The following is a 17,427-nucleotide window of genomic DNA, read 5'->3' on the forward strand; positions in this document are numbered from 1 at the left end:
AGCGAGTTAAAACGGCAGTTGATGCCAGCGCATGAACACTTGCAAGCCCAGCGCGCCGAGCGCGAAGGCGCCCACGAAGTACACGATAAAGCTCAGCAAGCGGTTCGTCTGGCGTTGTTCCGCCAGCAAGGTTTTCATCAGTTCCACGTCGTTTTCACGCGGTTCGCCATGCACGGTCAAGGCCTGGTGCAGCAAACGCGGCAGTTGCGGGAAGATGTGCGCATAACGGGGCGCCTCGGCGCGCAGGCGTTCCATGAAACCTTGCGGCCCCACCTGGTTGCTCATCCATTTTTCCAGATACGGCTTGGCCGTTTGCCACAGGTCCAGTTCCGGATCGAGCTGGCGGCCCAGGCCTTCGATATTGAGCAAGGTCTTTTGCAGCAGCACCAGCTGCGGCTGCACTTCCACGTTGAAGCGGCGCGAGGTCTGGAACAGCCGCAGCAAGACTTGTCCGAAAGAAATATCTTTCAGCGGACGGTCGAAGATCGGTTCGCAGCAGGCGCGCACGGCCGCTTCCAGTTCATCGACGCGCGTGTCTTTCGGCGCCCAGCCCGATTCGATGTGCGCCTCGGCCACGCGTTTGTAGTCGCGGCGGAAGAAGGCGAGGAAGTTTTGCGACAGATAATCCTTGTCGTAATCGTTCAACGTTCCCACGATGCCGAAGTCCAGCGCGATGTAGCGGCCGAACGATTCGGGCGCGATCGACACGAGAATATTCCCCGGATGCATATCCGCATGGAAAAAGCCGTCGCGGAACACTTGCGTGAAGAAAATTTCCACGCCATCGCTGGACAGTTTGCGCAAATCCACGCCGGCCGCCACCAGGCGGTCGATCTGCGACACGGGAATGCCCACCATGCGTTCCATGACGATGACGCTGCTGGAGCAATAATCCCAGTGCATTTCCGGCACCATCAGCAAGTCCGAGTTGGCGAAGTTGCGGCGCAGCTGGCTGGCGTTGGCCGCCTCGCGCATCAGGTCCAGCTCGTCGTGCAGGTATTTGTCGAACTCGCCCACCACCTCTTTCGGTTTCAGGCGCTTGCTGTCGGCCCACAGGCGGCTGGTCCAGTCGGCCGCGATGTGCATCAGGGCCACGTCTTCGTCGATCAGCTTTTTCATGCCTGGACGCAAGACCTTCACGGCCACTTCGCGGCCATCTTTCAGGGTGGCGAAGTGCACCTGGGCAATCGAGGCGGACGCCACCGGCTCGCGCTCGAAGTGGGCAAACAACTGATCCGGATGCGCGCCCAGTGACTTGACGATTTGCGCGATGGCCAGGTCGGAATCGAACGGCGGCACGCGATCTTGCAGGCGCGCCAGTTCTTCGGCGATGTCGGGCGGCATCAGATCGCGCCGCGTCGACAGCACTTGCCCGAATTTGACGAAAATGGGGCCTAGCTCTTCCAGCGCCAGGCGCAGGCGCATGCCCCGTGGCGACGACAGGTCGCGCCAGAAAATCAGGGTGTCGATCAATTTGGCGGTGCGGGGAACTTGCAGACCAGAAATCGCTATCTCATCCAGACCGTACTTGATGGAAACACGGATGATTTTAAACAGGCGCAGAAATTTCAATATCATGTAGACAAATCCGGTGAGGAGGACTGCGGCTGGACGGCGGCGGCCGCCTTTTCCAGCCGGGCAAGGCGCTTGGCCAGGCGTTCGACATCATCGCGCACGCGCGTCACGCCAGCGGAGTACTCTTGCAGGGTGGAAGGACGGATCAGCATGGGCTGTTCGTCGAGAAAATATTCGGCCACGTTTTCCGCCAGCTTTTGCTGGCCCGTGCGCACGAAGGCGACGGCATCCTTCGCGCCGGAAACAAGGCGCGTGGCCAGCATGGGGCCGACTACCTTTTCCAGGTCGTGCTCGGCTTCCCAGCGCAAACCCTTGCTCAATTGCGAAATCGCATTGGCAAACTCGGCATCGCCTTCGATTTTCACATACGAAAACGCCCGCTCGCGGTTTTGCAGGATCAGCGGCACATCGGACAATTTCACGCGGATGGTGACGTTGGCCGGCATGTCGGCCGGCGCCGTTTCCAGCATGCCGGCACTGTCGACGCGCAGGCGCAAGGCCACGGCGCCCGTATCGATGCAGGCCAGCTTGCCGGCGTGCACGGCCAGCTGCTGGCGCGCCCACGGCTCCTGCGCCAGCAAATGGTTGATGGTCGCGATGACGGGCGTCATCAGGGAGAGATCGGAAAGTGGTGCCATTTATATACTGCGCGCCGCGCGCGCCCCTAAAAAGAAAAAACCGCCCGTAAAACAACGTGGGCGGTTTCGATCTTACCAGTTCAGCAGGAAATATCTGTCAAGCATCACGCATTGCGCCTGAACTTAAGCCATTATTCAGCAAGTTTTGACAATTAATTCAATTGCTGAATGCCTGCCAAGACCCAGCCGCTGTTGCCGCTGACGGGTTTCGACATATTCCACACTTCCGCGAACGGCTCGGCTGCCGCGCCCGGCGCCGAACGGATCAGACCCGTAAACTTCACGCTGGCCAGGTAATCGTTGACGCTCGTCTCGATACCGAGCAATTCGGCATCGATGGTGACGACATCGGTAAAGTCCGGCTGCGCGCCCCGTTCCTGGATCTGCATGCGCAGTTCCCCATACACTTCCGGCGACGTGAATTCACGGATATCGTTGACGTCGGCCTTGTCCCAGGCCGCTTGCAGGCGAATAAAATTGCTTTTCGCGTGGCGCAGGAAGGCTTCCTTGTCGAAGTCGCTTGGCACGCCCCATGGCGCGGCAACCTCTGCTGGCTTGTCCAGGCCGACGCCGGACGAGGCGGGCTGCAACGGCGGCAGCGGTGGAATGCCCGAACCAATGTCGGGCACGTTGCCCGCTGGCGCAGGCTGGTTGCCGCCAAAGCCGCTGAACGGCGCATTGCCGCTGGTGTTGCCGTCACGCTTGCCGCGCACCATGCGGTAGATGAAGAAGGCCACGCCAGCCAGCAAAGCCACCATCAGCAGGGTACTGATCATGCTGGCCAGGGCGCCGCCCAGGCCGAAATGCGACAGCAGCGCGCCCAGGCCCAGGCCCAGCAGTGCGCCGCCCAATAGCCCCTTCCAGCGGCTCGGCGCCTTGGCGGCGGGTGCCGGTGCAGGCGCTGGCGCAGGTTGCGCCTGACGTGGCGCGGCAGCCGGAGCCGGGGTCGGCGCCGGTGCGGGCGCCTGGCGGCCCACGTTTTGCGATTGGCGGCCAAACGAGCGGCCACCGCCCATCGGACGGGCCAGCGCCTCGCCCAGCATGGATACCGTGGTCGCGGCCAGCATCATGCCGACCATAAATTTCTTCAATTTCATTCCATCTCCTAAAATCACCGGCAAGGGTGAATTACATCTTGATGCCGGTATGCAAAGCGGCAATGCCTGCCGTCAAATTGTAGTACTGCACGCGCTCCAGGCCCGCCGTTTCCATCATGGTCTTCAGCGTTTCCTGGTCCGGGTGCATGCGGATCGATTCGGCCAGGTAGCGATAGCTTTCCGCGTCGCCGGCGATTTTCTGTCCGAACCACGGCAAGACCGAGAACGAATACAGGTCATACGGCTTTTGCAGCGGTGCCGCCACCTTGGAAAACTCCAGCACCTGCAGCTTGCCGCCCGGTTTCAGCACGCGGCGCATTTCCGCCAGCGCCACATCCTTGTGCGTCATGTTGCGCAAGCCAAAGGCCACGCTGACACGGTCAAAATAATTATCGGGGAACGGCAGTTTTTCCGCGTCACACAACAAGGTGGGGGTGAGCAAGCCGCGATTCAAGAGGCGGTCGCGGCCCACGCGCAACATCGATTCATTGATATCGGTCAACCAGACTTCACCGGTAGGACCCGCCTGCCTGGCAAACGCCTTCGACAGGTCGCCCGTGCCGCCGGCGATGTCGAGCACCTTGAAGCCGGGGCGCACGCCCGCGTTGGCAATGGTGAACGTCTTCCACAGACGGTGCAGCCCGCCCGACATCAAGTCGTTCATCACGTCGTATTTGGCAGCGACGGAATGGAACACCTTGGCGACTTCGCGCACTTTGTCGTCTTCTGCAACTGTTTTGTATCCGAAATGGGTCGTATTGGTCATGGTAGGCAGTCTGTTTGAACTTGCACGCATTATACAAGCGGCAGGCGCATTTCCCCGTGACGCCGGAGAAGGTATTGCCTTTCCACTACATTTGAAGCCAGCATTGCCGCCTGCGCATACGCCGCCAGCGCACCGGCACGATCACCCTGGCGGCGCAGAAAGTCGGCCCGGGCCGCATGCAGATAATGCGAGTTGGCAAGGCTGGGCACGGCTTCCAGCCGTTCCAGCCACGCCAGGCCATGTGCGGCGCCGTGCGCCATGGCGCAGGCAATCACCGCATTGAGCAAGATCAACGGTTCCGGCTTGTGCCGCAGCAAGGCGCCGTACAGGGCGCTGATCTGGCGCCAGTCCGTCTGGCTGGCCGTGGGCGCTCGGGCGTGCAAGGCGGCAATGGCGGCCTGCAATTGGTAAGGCCCTGGCGTTCGGACGGCCATCGCCTGCTCCAGCAACGCCAGCCCTTCCGCGATCAGCGCGTCATCCCACAGGCGCCGCTCCTGCTCTTCCAGGGTCAGCAGTTCACCGTCTGGCGACAGGCGGGCCGGACCGCGCGACGCCTGCAGCAGCATCAGGGCCAATAGCCCCTGCACTTCCGGCTGCCCCGGCTGCAGGCTGTCGAGCAGCCGTCCCAGGCGCAGCGCTTCCGCGCACAGGTCGGCGCGCAGCAAACTATCGCCGCCGCTGGCGCAATAGCCTTCGCTGAACACCAGATAGATGACATGCAACACTTGCGCCAGCCGTGGCGGCCAGTCTTGCGCTGGCGGCAACTCGAAGGCAATGCGCGCTTCGGCGATCTTGCGTTTGGCGCGCAACAGGCGCTGCGACAGGGCCGCCTCCGCCACGCCGAAGGCGCGCGCGATCTCGGCCGTGGACAAGCCACACAAGGTGCGCAGGGCCAGCGCCACCTGCGCCTCGGGCGCCAGCGCAGGATGGCAACAAATGAACAGCAGGCGCAGCCGATCATCCTCGATGGCTTGTGTTTCTTCCATCACGGCAGCAGGCAGGCACGACAGCAGGGCTTCGCCGTCCGGCACGCTCTTGCCCGCGCGGCGCACGTGGTCGAGGCCTGCGTTGCGCGCCACGGCACTGAGCCAGGCGGCGGGATTGTCGGGGATGCCCGTTTGCGGCCACAGTTCCAGTGCCTTGCGGCACGCTTCCTGCAACACATCTTCCGCCAGGCCCAGGTCGCCGAAACGCCGCATCAGGCCGGCCAGCACCCTGCCCTTTTCCTGACGAAAGACGTGTTCGACGGCCGCAATGGCATCGCTTGCCATGGCTATGCCGTGACAGGCCGCACTTCGATGGTGCCCAGCGAGGCCACGGGGCAACGCCCGGCCCAGGCCAGCGCCTCGTCCAGGTGGGCGCAATCGAGCAGGTAATAGCCGCCCAGTTGCTCCTTGGTTTCCGCGAACGGCCCATCCGTAATGACGGGCTTGCCATTTTGCACCCGCACGCAGGTGGCGCTGCCCACGGGCGCCAGCTCGGCCCCGCCGCGCAGCACGCCGGCCGCTTCCAGTGCCTGTGTATAACAGGCAAAGTCGGCCATCAGGCTGGCCATCTGCCCTTCTGGCATGGATGCATAACGGGATTCGTCGGCGTAGATCAGGATCAGGTATTCCATAGTCTCTTCTCCAAAAGAAAAATGCCCGCAAGCGCGGGCATTCATACGACGAATGGATATGCGGCAATCCGACAAGCTTACCGCATTATTTTTTTCACCTTAGTGTTTATGCCCGCAACTTGGGCCGTGAATATGACCGCCGGAAGATTGCTTGACCGTCATGTCGGCCTTCGCGTCGCGGCCGCTGTCGCCGGGGTAGCCGGCCGCCGCCAGCTGGTCCAGGTAGGCTTGCCACAATGTCGCTTGCTGCGCGCCCAGCTTGTGCAGATAAGCCCAGGTGTACAGGCCGGAATTGTGGCCATCGCTGAAGGTCGGCTGCACGGCGTAGTTGCCGACCGGCTCCAGACCCGTGATGCCGACGAGGCGCTTGCCTAATTGCAAGGTTTCCTGGCCCTTGCCATGGCCCTGCACTTCGGCCGACGGCGAATACACGCGCAGGTATTCGAACGGCAACGTAAATGTGCTGCCATCGTCGAAGGCCACATCGAGCACGCGCGACTGGTTGTGCACGGTCAAGCCGGTCGGTTGGGGTGTTGCTGTTTTTTCAGTCATGACGATACTTTATGCGGATAAACGTTGAATGATGGCGGCGCGCAGTGCTGGCAACAGGGCGCGGCGCGTGGCCAGTACTTCCGGCGCCGTCTCGCGCTGGACCACCGCCCAGCTGGGGTTCGGGAAATGCGCATCGTCGCGGTAGCGGGGAATCACGTGCCAGTGCACGTGCGGCGTCATGTTGCCGAAACTGGCCAGATTGACCTTTTCTGGCTGCATCACTTCACGCACGGCCAGCTCGACTTGCCACACGACTTCCATGACGTAATTGCGCTCGCCCGGCGTCAAATCCGTCATTTCCTTCACGTGCTTGTTCCAGATCACGCGGCAAAAGCCGGGGTAGCTTGGATCATCGACGGCCACCACGGACAAGCGTTCGCTGCGCCACAGCAAGGTCTCCAGACCCTGCTTGTTGGCGTAGCCGTCCAGCAAGCTGCACAGATCGCAGGTCAAGGAACTCACACAAGCACCCGTTCGATGCCGCCGTCATTGGCGCGCTTCACATAATCCGGCATCCAGTTCTCTCCCAGCAAGTGTTTGGCGATCTCGACAACGATGTAGTCGGCCGTCGTGCCCGAATCATCATTGTAGCGCGAGAGTCCTTGCAGGCACGACGGGCAGCTGGTGAGGATTTTTACGTCGCCGGTAAAACCGTCGCCGCGCAGCTTGTCGGCGCCCTTGACCATCTCTTCTTCCTTGCGGAAACGCACTTGCGTGGAAATGTCGGGACGCGTGACGGCCAGCGAACCCGATTCGCCGCAGCAACGCTCATTTTTCTCGATCTTCACGTTGTCCACCGTGCTGATCAGGGAATTGATGGTCTTGCCCGATTCCTGCAACTTCATCGGATTGTGGCATGGCTCGTGGTACATATAGCGCGTGCCGTTGACGCCTTCCAGCTTGACGTTTTTCTCCAGCAAATACTCATGGATATCCATGATGCGGCAGCCGGGGAAAATCTTTTCAAACTGGTAGGTTGCCAGCTGGTCATAGCAGGTGCCACACGACACCAGCACCGTCTTGATGTCCAGGTAATTGAGCGTGTTGGCCATGCGGTGGAACAGGACGCGGTTGTCCGTCATCATCTTCTCGGCCTTGTCGAACTCACCCGCACCCCGCTGCGGATAACCGCAGCACAGGTAGCCAGGCGGCAAGACCGTCTGCACGCCCACTTCCCACAGCATCGCTTGCGTCGCCAGGCCCACTTGCGAGAACAGCCGTTCCGAACCGCAACCGGGGAAGTAAAACACGGCTTCCGTATCGGCCGTGGTCGTCTTCGGATTGCGGATGATCGGAATGACTTTATCATCTTCGATGTCGAGCAACGCGCGCGCCGTTTTCTTCGGCAAGTTGCCCGGCATCTTTTTGTTGATGAAGTGAATCACCTGCGCCTTGACGGGCGGCTTGCCCGTCGATGGCGGCGGCGCCTTGGTTTGCTTCTTGGCAAACTTCTTCAGCAGATCGTGGCCCAGGCGCTGCGCCTTGTAGCCCCAGTCGATCATGACCTTGCGCGTGGCATTGATGGTCACGGGATCGGTGGCGTTGAGGAACAGCATCGTCGCCTTGGTGCCCGGATTGAAGCTTTTCTTGTCCATCTTGCGCAGCAAGTTACGCATGTTCATCGACACGTCGCCGAAGTCGATGTTGACGGGGCAAGGCGTGACGCATTTATGGCACACCGTGCAGTGGTCGGCCACGTCTTCGAACTCTTCCCAATGCTTGATGGAAATACCGCGGCGCGTCTGCTCTTCGTACAGGAAGGCTTCGATCAGGGACGAGGTCGCCAAAATCTTGTCGCGTGGCGAGTACAGCAAATTGGCGCGCGGCACGTGGGTTGCGCACACGGGTTTGCACTTGCCGCAGCGCAAGCAATCCTTGACGCTGTCGGCGATGGCGCCGATATCGCTTTGCTGCATGATCAAGGACTCATGCCCCATCAGGCCGAACGATGGCGTATAGGCATTGCGCAAGTCGGCGCCCATGCCCGGCAGATTCAGCAACTTGCCTTTATTGAAACGGCCTTCCGGGTCGATGCGCTGCTTGTAGCTGCGGAATTCGCCGATTTCTTCTTCCGTCAAAAATTCCAGCTTGGTGATGCCGATACCGTGTTCGCCGGAAATGACGCCATTGAGCGAGCGGGCCAGGATCATGATGCGACCCACGGCGGCGTGGGCATCCTGCAGCATGTCGTAATTGTCCGAGTTGACGGGCAAGTTCGTGTGCACGTTGCCGTCGCCCGCATGCATGTGCAGCGCGACAAACACGCGGCTACGCAAGATGCGCGCGTGAATCGCCGTCGCTTCGTCGAGGATCAGTTTGAACGCGGCGCCATTGAAGATCTGGCGCAGCTGGGCGCGGATCTCTTGCTTCCACGTGATGCGCACGGTGCGGTCCTGCACCACGTCGAACAGGGTGGCGTCCGGCTGTGTTTCCAGGCGTGCATCGAAGACGGGCAGCAAACGCTCCATGCCCAGTTCAGCCAGTTCGCCCTTCACATCGGCCAGCGGACGGTCCAGCTGGGCCAGCAGACAGGTCCAGCGTGCCGTGACTTGCGCCAGCAACTGCTGCGCCTGCTCGGCGCGGTCGCCCAGCATTTCCGCGTCATCGACGCGGTCGTCCGACGCATCGTCACTCTTGCCAATGGGTAAGTTACCCTTGGCAAAGAATTCGCTCAGGGCATCGGCCAGTTGCAGCTTGTTCTTGATCGACAGTTCGATATTGATGCGCTCGATGCCATCCGTATATTCGCCCATGCGATTGAGCGGAATCACCACGTCTTCATTGATTTTAAAGGCGTTGGTGTGCTTGGCGATCGCCGCCGTGCGGGCGCGATCGAGCCAGAATTTCTTGCGCGCTTCGGGGCTGACGGCCACAAAACCTTCGCCCACACGGGTGTTGGCGATGCGCACCACTTCCGACGCCGCTTGCGCGACGGCGTTTTCATCGTCGCCGACGATGTCGCCAAACAGGGCCATCTTCGGCAGCACGCCCCGCTTCGACTTGGTGGCGTAACCGACGGCGCGCAGGTAGCGCTCGTCCAGGTGTTCCAGGCCCGCCAGGCGGATGGTCGTGTATTGCTCGCCCTTGGCCGGCAAGCCATCGAGGTAATCCTTGATTTCCACGATCGACGGGATCGCATCGCGCGCCTGGCCAAAGAATTCCAGGCAGACGGTGCGGGCGAATTTCGGCATCTTGTGCAAGATCCAGCGCGCCGACGTGATCAGGCCGTCGCAGCCTTCCTTCTGGATGCCCGGCAAGCCGGCGAGGAATTTGTCCGTCACGTCCTTGCCCAGGCCCTCCTTGCGGAACTTGCGGCCAGGAATTTCCAGGATTTCCGTCTTGAACGGCGCGTTCGGTTTCGTCGCGTCGCGCGTGCTCGGGTGACGCCATTCCAGCTGGAAACGTGCCAGTGCGATATCGTGGATCTTGCCCAGGTTATGGTCGAGTCGCGTCACGTCGAGCCAGTCGCCGTTCGGGTCGACCATGCGCCACGAAGCCAGGTTATCGAGCGCCGTACCCCACAGCACGGCCTTCTTGCCGCCCGCATTCATGGCGACATTGCCGCCGATGCAAGAAGCGTGGGCCGAGGTCGGATCGACGGCAAACACGAAACCGGCCTTTTCCGCCGCTTCCGAGACTTTATTGGTGATCACGCCCGCGCCCGAATGGATCGTCGCGTATTCGTGCGTGAGGCCCGGCAAGACCGTCATTTCCACGGCGCCCAGGGTAATGAGTTTTTCCGTGTTGATGACGGCCGACATCGGCGTCAGGGGAATCGCGCCGCCCGTGTAGCCGGTGCCGCCGCCGCGCGGGATGATGGTCAGCCCCAGCTCGATGCAGCCTTTGACCAGGCCGGCCATTTCCTCTTCCGTGTCGGGCGTGAGCACGACGAACGGGTATTCGACGCGCCAGTCGGTGGCGTCCGTCACGTGCGACACGCGCGTCATGCCGTCGAAGCGCACATTGTGCTTTTCCGTGTAGCGGCCCAGCACCTTGACCGTGCGCTTGCGCAAATCGTAGGTCTTGCGGAATTCGTCGCCGAAGTCGGCCACGGCCTTGCTGGCAGCCTTCAGCAGCAGTTCCACGTTGGCGCTGCGCGCCTTGGCCACTTCGGGCGCTTCGCCACTGGCCGCGACGTCGCCGCCGGCCGCATCGATGCCCAAGCGGCGCTTGTCGACTTCGGCCAGGCGGTGATGCAAGGCATCGATCAAACCCTGGCGGCGCTTCGGGTTGTCCAGCAAGTCATCCTGCAGGTAGGGATTGCGGCGCACGACCCAGATATCGCCCAGCACCTCATACAGCATGCGGGCCGAACGGCCCGTCTGACGGGCGCCGCGCAACTCGTCGAGCAGGCGCCAGGAGTCCTCCCCCAACAGGCGTATGACGATCTCGCGATCGGAAAACGACGTGTAGTTATACGGGATTTCGCGCAGGCGGCTTGCTGCGGGACCATTCGGCGTTTCTGCCAGTAAAGCTTGGATATGTGCGGGAGCGTTCATGGAGTGTGGTGACGATGTGGACTGGACCCTAAAGGACCATTTTATCTTATTGCGCCGCACCATGCGGGAACAGCCTTAGCCCGCCTAAGGTTTAAGCACCTCATCGGCTACCATAGCAAATACGGGAAAGCCTACTTTTGCATGAATAAAAAACCAGTTTCCATGATTTTTTGACGCAAAAATGCCAAGAATCGGACTCAGCCACAAACTATCAAGCGGCCCAAAATAGGGCAAACAGGCGTTGCAATACGCCCCATCGCCATCACGCCAGCATTTGCCCGATCCGGTGCCATACGCCATCGGGCACGTACAGCAGCAAAACCGTCATGCTCAGGTAGCGCGCGCACTTGCCGATGGCCATGTAGACCACGCTGGGCCAGAATGGCAGCTTGAGCCAGCCAGCCAGGGTGCACAGGGGGTCGCCCACGATGGGCAGCCAGGCCAGCAGCATGGTCTTGGCGCCATAGCGGGCCAGCCAACGGAACCAGCGCGTGTCGCGCTCCTTGGCGAACGCCTGCTTGGCCCGGTAGCCCATCCAGTAGTCGACGATGCCGCCCAGGGTATTGCCCAGGGTGGCGACGCCGATGACGGCCCAGAACAGTGCGGGATTGGCCTTGATGACGGCAAATACGGCCGGTTCCGAGCCGAGCGGCAAGAGGGTGGCGGAAATAAAGCTGATCAGAAAGACCGAGGTCAGCCCGACTTCCGGTGCTGCGATCAGCTGCAGCAGCCAGGCGATTGCGGATTCGATCATGGAACACTTCGCGATGCGGTAAGGCTCTCCATTATAATGAAGAGCAGCTTGCGCGCCGCACAATCCGCGCCAAGCAGCCAGGGCTCACCGGCCCCTAGTTCCACAGAGCATTATTTGTCGCCAGGCTATCCGCCGCCGCGCCGCCGCTATCGACCGACACGCTCCAGTACCTTTCTGGCCCAGAATCACTTGCTAGCAGACTATGAACATCGACTACCTCAAGAAAATCCTGACCGCCCGCGTCTATGACGTCGCCACCGAAACGCCGCTGGAACTGGCCCCTGCCCTGTCGCAGCGCCTGAACAACCAGATTTACTTCAAGCGCGAAGACATGCAGAGCGTGTTCAGCTTCAAGATTCGCGGCGCCTACAACAAGATGGCCCAGCTCAGCGATGCGGAACGCAAGCGCGGCGTCATTTGCGCCTCGGCCGGCAACCATGCCCAAGGCGTGGCCCTGTCGGCCGCGCGCATGGGCTGCCGTGCCGTCATCGTCATGCCCACCACCACGCCCCCCGTCAAGATCGACGCCGTCAAGGCGCGCGGCGGCGTGCATGTGGAAATCGTGCTGCACGGCGAGTCCTACACGGACGCCTACAACCACGCGCTGACCCTGGAAAAAGAACAGAAGCTGACCTTCGTGCACCCGTTCGACGATCCGGACGTGATCGCCGGCCAGGGCACGATCGGCATGGAAATCCTGCGCCAGCATTCCGGTCCCATCCACGCCATCTTCGTCGCCATCGGCGGCGGCGGCCTGATCGCCGGCGTGGCTGCGTACGTGAAACAGATTCGCCCCGACATCAAGATCATCGGCGTGCAAACGGTCGATTCGGACGCCATGGCGCGCTCGCTGAAAGCGGGCGAACGGGTGACCCTGCCCGACGTGGGCCTGTTTTCGGACGGCACGGCCGTGCGCCTGGTGGGCGAGGAAACCTTCCGCCTGGCGCAGCAATATGTGGATGACATCATCATCGTCGACACGGACGCCATCTGCGCCGCCATCAAGGATGTGTTTACGGATACGCGCTCCATTCTGGAACCGGCCGGCGCGCTGGCCATCGCGGGTGCCAAGGCCTACGTGGAGCGGGCCAGCCTGAGCAAGCACCCCATCGTCAACCAGACGCTGGTCACCATCGCCTGCGGCGCCAACATGAATTTCGACCGCCTGCGCTTCGTTGCCGAGCGTGCCGAGCTGGGCGAGTTCCGCGAAGCCGTGTTTGCCGTCACCATGCGCGAACAGCGGGGCAGCTTCAAACGTTTCTGCTCGCTCATCGGCGCGCGCAACGTGACGGAATTTAACTACCGCATCAGCGATGAAAAAGCCGCGCATGTGTTCGTCGGCATCCAGATTGCCGACCGGCATGAATCCGGGGCGATGGCGAAGAAATTCGAGGAGCATGAATTCAAGACGCTGGACCTGACGCACGACGAGCTGGCCAAGTCGCACATCCGCCATCTGGTGGGCGGCAAGAGCCGCCTGGCGCAGGACGAGCTGCTGTACCGCTTTGAGTTCCCCGAGCGCCCCGGTGCGCTGATGCGCTTCCTCGACAGCATGGCGCCGAACTGGAATATTTCCCTGTGCCATTACCGCAGCCAGGGCGGCGACGTGGGCCGCATCCTGGTGGGCCTGCAAGTGCCGCCCGACGAGATGGGAGAATTCGCCCGCTTCCTCGATACCCTCGGCTATCGTTACTGGGATGAGAGCAGCAATCCTGTGTATAAGCTGTTTTTGGGGTAAAAGAAGGGGTCAGTCGCTTCGCGATCGGAATACGTCCCATTGGGCCGTATTCCCCCTGAGGGTCCGACCCCAGCCGTCGCTGTTGGGTTGAAATAGGCTACCATGCGTGCTTGACTGAATTCACGCCATCACCATGACCACCACCAACGACCTCGCCGAACAATCTCCCCTGGGCAAAAGCTCCGCCTACCGTACCGATTACGCACCGGAATTGCTGTTTCCGATTCCGCGCCAGGGCAAGCGCGACGAGCTGGAGCTGCACGGTACGTTACCGTTTTTCGGCCTCGATATCTGGAACGCGTACGAACTGTCGTGGCTGAACCAGCGCGGCAAGCCGCAGGTGGCCATTGCCAAGGTCAGCGCGCCGGCCGATTCGCCCAACATCATCGAATCGAAATCGTTCAAGCTCTACCTGAACTCGTTCAACCAGACCAAACTGGACAGCCCGGATGCCCTGCTGGCCCTGCTCAAGCAGGATTTGTCGAACGGCTTTGGCGCGCCCGTGCAAGTGGAACTGACCTTGCAGGAAGACTTCGGCAAGCTGAAAATGGGTGAATTCGACGGCGTGCTGCTGGACCGCCTGGACCTGGAAATCACGCAATACACGCCGTCGCCGCTGCTGTTGAAGGCGGCGCTCGATGAAGCACCGGTGGAAGAAAAACTCGTCTCGCACCTGCTCAAATCAAATTGCCTGGTGACGGGCCAGCCCGACTGGGGCAGCGTGCAGATCGCGTATGCGGGACCGCAAATCGACCAGGAAAGCCTGCTGCGCTACCTGATCGGTTTCCGCGAGCACAATGAATTCCATGAGCAATGCGTGGAGCGCATCTTTGTCGATATCTTGCGCCAGTGCAAGCCGCAAAAACTGTCCGTGTATGCGCGCTATACGCGCCGCGGCGGGCTCGATATCAATCCGTGGCGCAGCAACTACAGCACGGGCACGATGCCGGGCAATCTGCGCAATGCGCGCCAGTAATCCAAAGCAACACCGCGCAATACCTTGAAATCATGCCAACAGGAATGTTGGCTGTGTTTTAAAACAACGTTGCAGTAGTGCCCTAGTGCATGTCAAAGACGCTGAAAAATCGGAAAATCGGCATTCGGCGGCGGAAAAATCTGTTCGCCGCGTGTTTTTAATCAAGAAATAGCCGATACACCCCGATGTTATTTTTTTGCTAAAATGATGGCTACATGGGCTGTAGCGCCCACTGCGCCCGCAGCGGGCGTATACTGTTGAGAATTGGCGTTACAGGCCGCGGAAACAGGCCTATAATTCGGCTCGCAAGCCCTCTGCGCATTGCACCATTTCATTGAGTGTCATGACTAATCTTAGCAAAATATTATCCCTCGAAAACGTCCTGCTGGACCTGGAAGTCTCCAGTAAAAAGCGCGCTTTCGAGCAAGCCGGCCTGATCTTCGAAAACAATTACGGCATCGCCCGCTCTACCGTTTCGGACAATCTGTTTGCCCGCGAACGCCTGGGCTCGACAGGCCTGGGCCATGGCGTAGCCGTGCCGCATGGCAGAGTCAAAGGCAGCAAGACCCTGAAAGCGCCGCTGGGCGCCTTCGTGCGCCTGGCCGAGCCGATTCCGTTCGAGTCGCCCGATGGCAAGCCCGTCAATCTGCTGTTCTTCCTGCTGATTCCCGATCATGTCACCCAGCAACATCTGGAAATTTTGTCGGAAATCGCTGAAATGTTTTCCGACGATGCCTTCCGCACGGCGCTGGCCACGGATCCGGAACCGAAATCCGTGCATTCGCGCATCGTCAATTGGCAACCCAGTCTGCAAGCGGCGGGTTAAACTTCAGGTATTCCTCCACTCCTGAAGAAGACTGCCATGTTGCAAACGCCGCTGACGATACAACGCCTGTACGACGATAATCGTGAAAGTCTGCAACTGGGCTGGTTCGCCGGTTTTCCCGGCGGCGAACGCCTGATCTCGGGCGACGTCTCGTCGGCCGCCGACCAGGTGGGCCACTTGAACCTGATCCATCCGGGCCGCATCCAGGTCTTCGGTCACCAGGAAATCAATTATTATCAGCGCCTGAAGGTCAACACGCGCACCCACGTGATCGGCGAGCTGATCGCCGGCGGTCCGCCCGCGCTGATCATCGCGCAAGGGCTGGAAACGCCGCCCGACATCCTCGCCATCTGCGACGAGCAAAACATTCCCCTGTTCTCGACCCCGCTGCCGGCCGCGCAAGTGATCGACTTCCTGCGCGTCTACCTGTCGAAAAAGTTGGCGCAGCGCATCATCATGCATGGCGTGTTCATGGACGTGCTGGGCGTGGGCGTGCTGATCACGGGCGATTCGGGCCTGGGCAAGAGCGAGCTGGGCCTGGAACTGATTTCGCGCAGTCACGGCCTGGTGGCCGATGACGCCGTGGAATTCTCGCGCATCGCACCCAACATGATCGAAGGCCGCTGCCCGCCCCTGCTGCAAAACCTGCTGGAAGTACGGGGCCTGGGCTTGCTCGACATCAAGGCCATCTTTGGCGAAACGGCCGTGCGCCGCAAGATGCGTTTGAAACTGATCGTGCACCTGGTGCGCCGCAACGCGCTGGAGGAAGAAGTCGAGCGCCTGCCCTTCCTGTTCCCCACGGAGGACGTGCTCGGCTTGCCCGTGCGCAAAGTTGTCATCCCCGTCGCCGCCGGCCGCAACATCGCCGTGCTGCTGGAAGCGGCCGTGCGCAACACGATTCTGCAACTGCGCGGCATCGATACCTTGCAGGAGTTCATGGAACGGCAGAGATTGGCAATGAGTGGCGATTAACAACGTAGATACTGTTATCCCCGTCAAGCGGCATGCAAGGCCGGATCAAATATTTTTCCCGACCTGAGCACACCAAATGCCACATGCACCAGCTTGCGCATCATGGCGCCGATGATCAGCTTGGGCGCCTTGCCGGCGTCACGCAGGCGCTGACCGAAGCGCTTGCCCCAAGGCGTCTTATGGACTGCCACCATGGCCGGCATGTACAGTGCCTTGCGCAGGAAGCTGTGGCCAACCTTCGACATGCGTGGCTTGCCACGCACGCTGGAACCCGACTCGTGCTGGCGCGGGTCGAGTCCCGCAAACGCTACCGCCTGCTTGGCGCTGTCGAAGCGGTCCGGATTGGCGTAGTAGGACAGCAGTACCGGAATCGTCCGCTCGCCCAGGCCAGGGATGCTATCGAGCAGTTCGCGCTTGTCGCGTAAATCCGGGTCGTCATCGATATGGCGGCGGATCGCCAGGATCAGCGCCTTGATCTCGGCGTCGAGCCAGGCAATATGATCCGCGATACCCTGGCGTACCGCCGCGCGCGCGACTTCAAGCCGGTTGCTTTCCTGCAGGCGCATCGCCTGCAGGGCATCCAGGCGCAGCACCAACGCGCGCAGCGATTGCTCGGCGGGCGATGGCGCCAGCCAGGGCTCTGGCTGGCGTTCGTGGGCGAAGTCGGCGATCAGTTGTGCGTCGACCTTGTCGGTCTTGGTGCGCACCAGGCGCGAAGCGCCGAAGGCCTTGATCTGGGCCGGATTGATGACACTGACCACCATGCCAAGTCCAGCGAGATATTCGGCCACCCCTTCCCAATAGGTGCCAGTCGCTTCCATGCACACCCTGGGGTTGCCGGCAGCGTGCTTCAGCAGCCATGCGTTGAGTGCAGTGAATCCTGTGTGGTTGTTCTCGACAACCTTGTTACGATGCTTGCCGTTGGGTAGGCGCAGCGCGCAGTCGAGCTTGGCCTTGGCAACGTCGATTCCTAAATTAAACATGCTGTGTTCCTCTTGCGATCTACCTTGCAAATGCGGGCTAACCGGCATGCCGGTGCCAAAGATACTGTCCGATCTTGACATGGAGGATGGGTAACTGGTGCGAGATCTACGGAGCTGGCTCGGGGCCTAAGGGCGGATACGGCATCCAGTTACCCGGTCTTGATATGCCTACCAAGATTTTGACAGCGGTCGATGCCGTTCGCAATACCACGAACGGCATGAGGGGAATAATACAAGGTCGGATTAGCGGGGCCGCCGAGGTGGGGCAAAGCCCCGCGTAATCCGACGACATTGTTAGCGGGTGTCGGCAGGAGCCATCGCTTGCAAGCGAGGACCGTTACGCAGGCACGCAGCCATGCTGCGTGAATTCCCTGCTGCACCGCTTTGCGCTAAGCCGACCTACGAAATACACATATGAAATTGCAATAATTTG

At 60.9% G+C, this 17,427-nt stretch carries 15 protein-coding genes; 4 read left to right on the forward strand and 11 right to left on the reverse strand.

Annotated elements, in window-relative coordinates:
* Nucleotides 1–6: 6 nt before the first annotated feature.
* The 10 genes from ubiB to KY494_RS15430 all read right to left on the reverse strand — a co-directional run bounded on the left by ubiB (nucleotide 7) and on the right by KY494_RS15430 (nucleotide 11,499).
* On the reverse strand, nucleotides 7–1,578 hold the full coding sequence (gene ubiB, locus KY494_RS15385) for a ubiquinone biosynthesis regulatory protein kinase UbiB (protein WP_219136156.1): 1,572 nt from the start codon (nucleotides 1,576–1,578) through the stop codon (nucleotides 7–9).
* Nucleotides 1,575–2,213: an SCP2 domain-containing protein gene (locus tag KY494_RS15390; RefSeq protein ID WP_258194262.1), complete on the reverse strand. Its 639-nt coding sequence runs from the start codon at nucleotides 2,211–2,213 to the stop codon at nucleotides 1,575–1,577. The genes ubiB and KY494_RS15390 overlap by 4 nt, the downstream gene beginning before the upstream one ends.
* Nucleotides 2,214–2,365: 152 nt before the next feature.
* Complete coding sequence (locus KY494_RS15395; RefSeq protein WP_219887421.1) at nucleotides 2,366–3,310, reverse strand: Tim44 domain-containing protein; 945 nt, start codon at nucleotides 3,308–3,310, stop codon at nucleotides 2,366–2,368.
* Nucleotides 3,311–3,341: 31 nt separating this feature from the next.
* The gene (ubiE, locus tag KY494_RS15400) at nucleotides 3,342–4,076 is read right to left on the reverse strand and encodes a bifunctional demethylmenaquinone methyltransferase/2-methoxy-6-polyprenyl-1,4-benzoquinol methylase UbiE (RefSeq protein ID WP_219887422.1); all 735 of its coding nucleotides are present in this window, start codon (nucleotides 4,074–4,076) and stop codon (nucleotides 3,342–3,344) included.
* A 29-nt stretch (nucleotides 4,077–4,105) separates the two neighbouring features.
* A complete protein-coding gene (locus KY494_RS15405; RefSeq protein ID WP_219887423.1) occupies nucleotides 4,106–5,347 on the reverse strand; it encodes an RNA polymerase sigma factor in 1,242 nt (413 codons plus the stop codon).
* A gap of 2 nt (nucleotides 5,348–5,349) precedes the next feature.
* On the reverse strand, nucleotides 5,350–5,694 hold the full coding sequence (locus KY494_RS15410) for a YciI family protein (RefSeq protein WP_219887424.1): 345 nt from the start codon (nucleotides 5,692–5,694) through the stop codon (nucleotides 5,350–5,352).
* A 99-nt stretch (nucleotides 5,695–5,793) separates the two neighbouring features.
* Nucleotides 5,794–6,246 (reverse strand): gamma-butyrobetaine hydroxylase-like domain-containing protein, encoded by a 453-nt coding sequence (locus tag KY494_RS15415; RefSeq protein WP_219887425.1) that lies wholly within the window; start codon nucleotides 6,244–6,246, stop codon nucleotides 5,794–5,796.
* Between the two features lie 9 nt (nucleotides 6,247–6,255).
* Complete coding sequence (locus tag KY494_RS15420; RefSeq protein WP_258194941.1) at nucleotides 6,256–6,699, reverse strand: HIT family protein; 444 nt, start codon at nucleotides 6,697–6,699, stop codon at nucleotides 6,256–6,258.
* Nucleotides 6,700–6,704: 5 nt separating this feature from the next.
* Complete coding sequence (locus tag KY494_RS15425; RefSeq protein WP_219887427.1) at nucleotides 6,705–10,745, reverse strand: DUF3683 domain-containing protein; 4,041 nt, start codon at nucleotides 10,743–10,745, stop codon at nucleotides 6,705–6,707.
* A gap of 262 nt (nucleotides 10,746–11,007) precedes the next feature.
* Nucleotides 11,008–11,499 (reverse strand): YqaA family protein, encoded by a 492-nt coding sequence (locus KY494_RS15430; protein ID WP_219887428.1) that lies wholly within the window; start codon nucleotides 11,497–11,499, stop codon nucleotides 11,008–11,010.
* A gap of 202 nt (nucleotides 11,500–11,701) precedes the next feature.
* Here KY494_RS15430 and ilvA point away from each other — a divergent pair, with 202 nt between their 5' ends.
* The 4 genes from ilvA to hprK all read left to right on the forward strand — a co-directional run bounded on the left by ilvA (nucleotide 11,702) and on the right by hprK (nucleotide 16,011).
* Nucleotides 11,702–13,237, forward strand: coding sequence for a threonine ammonia-lyase, biosynthetic (gene ilvA / locus KY494_RS15435; RefSeq protein ID WP_071079716.1), 1,536 nt, complete (start codon nucleotides 11,702–11,704; stop codon nucleotides 13,235–13,237).
* Between the two features lie 133 nt (nucleotides 13,238–13,370).
* Nucleotides 13,371–14,213, forward strand: a complete 843-nt coding sequence (queF, locus tag KY494_RS15440; RefSeq protein ID WP_219887429.1) for an NADPH-dependent 7-cyano-7-deazaguanine reductase QueF — start codon at nucleotides 13,371–13,373, stop codon at nucleotides 14,211–14,213.
* Between the two features lie 343 nt (nucleotides 14,214–14,556).
* Nucleotides 14,557–15,039, forward strand: coding sequence for a PTS sugar transporter subunit IIA (locus KY494_RS15445; protein WP_071079718.1), 483 nt, complete (start codon nucleotides 14,557–14,559; stop codon nucleotides 15,037–15,039).
* A 36-nt stretch (nucleotides 15,040–15,075) separates the two neighbouring features.
* Nucleotides 15,076–16,011 (forward strand): HPr(Ser) kinase/phosphatase, encoded by a 936-nt coding sequence (gene hprK, locus KY494_RS15450; protein WP_034753337.1) that lies wholly within the window; start codon nucleotides 15,076–15,078, stop codon nucleotides 16,009–16,011.
* 23 nt (nucleotides 16,012–16,034) lie between these two features.
* On the opposite strand, the gene KY494_RS15455 is transcribed toward hprK, so the two are convergent.
* On the reverse strand, nucleotides 16,035–17,042 hold the full coding sequence (locus KY494_RS15455) for an IS110 family transposase (RefSeq protein ID WP_375143357.1): 1,008 nt from the start codon (nucleotides 17,040–17,042) through the stop codon (nucleotides 16,035–16,037).
* Nucleotides 17,043–17,427: the final 385 nt, after the last annotated feature.

This window comes from Janthinobacterium sp. PAMC25594 (genome assembly GCF_019443505.1).
Taxonomy (GTDB): Bacteria; Pseudomonadota; Gammaproteobacteria; order Burkholderiales; family Burkholderiaceae_D; genus Janthinobacterium.

Bases quoted from the DNA above. Each gene is read 5' to 3' on its own strand.
- KY494_RS15395 (WP_219887421.1), bottom strand. From the start codon at position 3,310: ATGAAATTGAAGAAATTTATGGTCGGCATGATGCTGGCCGCGACCACG.
- KY494_RS15415 (WP_219887425.1), bottom strand. From the start codon at position 6,246: ATGACTGAAAAAACAGCAACACCCCAACCGACCGGCTTGACCGTGCAC.
- queF (WP_219887429.1), top strand. From the start codon at position 13,371: ATGACCACCACCAACGACCTCGCCGAACAATCTCCCCTGGGCAAAAGC.
- ubiB (WP_219136156.1), bottom strand. From the start codon at position 1,578: ATGATATTGAAATTTCTGCGCCTGTTTAAAATCATCCGTGTTTCCATC.
- ubiE (WP_219887422.1), bottom strand. From the start codon at position 4,076: ATGACCAATACGACCCATTTCGGATACAAAACAGTTGCAGAAGACGAC.
- ilvA (WP_071079716.1), top strand. From the start codon at position 11,702: ATGAACATCGACTACCTCAAGAAAATCCTGACCGCCCGCGTCTATGAC.
- KY494_RS15410 (WP_219887424.1), bottom strand. From the start codon at position 5,694: ATGGAATACCTGATCCTGATCTACGCCGACGAATCCCGTTATGCATCC.
- KY494_RS15425 (WP_219887427.1), bottom strand. From the start codon at position 10,745: ATGAACGCTCCCGCACATATCCAAGCTTTACTGGCAGAAACGCCGAAT.
- hprK (WP_034753337.1), top strand. From the start codon at position 15,076: ATGTTGCAAACGCCGCTGACGATACAACGCCTGTACGACGATAATCGT.
- KY494_RS15455 (WP_375143357.1), bottom strand. From the start codon at position 17,042: ATGCCGGTTAGCCCGCATTTGCAAGGTAGATCGCAAGAGGAACACAGC.
- KY494_RS15430 (WP_219887428.1), bottom strand. From the start codon at position 11,499: ATGATCGAATCCGCAATCGCCTGGCTGCTGCAGCTGATCGCAGCACCG.
- KY494_RS15390 (WP_258194262.1), bottom strand. From the start codon at position 2,213: ATGGCACCACTTTCCGATCTCTCCCTGATGACGCCCGTCATCGCGACC.
- KY494_RS15445 (WP_071079718.1), top strand. From the start codon at position 14,557: ATGACTAATCTTAGCAAAATATTATCCCTCGAAAACGTCCTGCTGGAC.
- KY494_RS15405 (WP_219887423.1), bottom strand. From the start codon at position 5,347: ATGGCAAGCGATGCCATTGCGGCCGTCGAACACGTCTTTCGTCAGGAA.